Source organism: Paracoccus panacisoli, from assembly GCF_042435015.1.
GTDB lineage: Bacteria > Pseudomonadota > Alphaproteobacteria > Rhodobacterales > Rhodobacteraceae > Paracoccus > Paracoccus panacisoli.
The window spans coordinates 1-1,003 of record NZ_JBHMQU010000078.1 but is presented as its reverse complement, the minus strand read 5'-3'; the positions used below and the strand labels follow the sequence as shown (position 1 = coordinate 1,003).

The window sequence follows — 1,003 nt, the reverse complement described above, 5'->3', positions numbered from 1 at the left end:
CCATAAGGTCGGACTTATCATCGCCGTCGAAATCTCGTCAGACGGCTCCCGCCGGAGGCTTACCTTCCAACGCTCCCGGGGGATGCTTTCTAGGGCTGATACGTATGCTTCCGGTTCAGCGATGTGGCTTTCCAAAAAGGCGATCAACTCCGGCCGAGGCAGCACTTCCCAACCGCGGCCAGCTTCCACCAGCCTGTTTTCGATCGCTTCGAGCGCCGCTCGGAAATCGGCTAGCGACGCCCCGACCTCCTCCTTCCAAGCTCTGAGGAAGTCCGGCTCTACGAGCTCCTCGACGCTCTTGGTATTTACGTCGGGCTCCCGAAGCAGTGTGGCGTAGCGATCCCTGTGGGCATCGATCATCTGGTCGGTCACGTGGCGTCCCGTAGGCTCCATGATCGCGTCGAAGAAGCTTGCGTCGATCTGAACCTGCCCAGCGGGTGAGATGCGAACCTCAGGCTTCATTCCACCGTACCGAATAGCGTCTGAGTAGCCGCCTAGGTAGAAAATCATGCTCGCCTTAGCCATGAGCCTGGAAAGGTCGATGGGGGCGGGCTGCTGACCAGTGCCGAGAGGGCACTCGCAAAGGCCGGCCTCAATCAGGATGCGGCTCGCAAGGAACGTGCCGTTCAGCTTGCCCAGTTGTTCGGCGATCTCACTCCTAATTACGGCTTCGTCTTCGGCGAGCCCGATAAGGGCACCCGAGGTCCGGTGCCACAATGTCCGTTCAGCGGCCGCCGCCTCATGGTTCGTCACCACCGCTTCGACGAGGCTGCGACGCTCGAATTTCGCCAACTCTCGGCAGAAGTCATCTTCAAGGGCGCTCGTGATCCTGTTGAGCACGGCCGTGCAGTTATCCCGGCCATGCAGGGTTCCGCCCGGGCGCTCAACGCCGTGCCACCCAAGTCCGACGCGCACGGCCGCGTCGTCCAACCTGCCGATCGTGACCTGCCACGGGCTTTTTCCTCCATCTGTGACTAGAGTCCGGCCCAACGAGAGGACGGAC

The 1,003-nt window shown here is 61.5% G+C and carries 1 protein-coding gene; it reads right to left on the bottom strand.

What is annotated here, in order from left to right; all coding sequences use genetic code 11:
• Positions 1-1,003 (bottom strand): anti-phage protein Upx-like protein (locus ACFHYO_RS14220; RefSeq protein WP_394321247.1); only part of this gene is annotated, 1,003 nt, incomplete at both ends.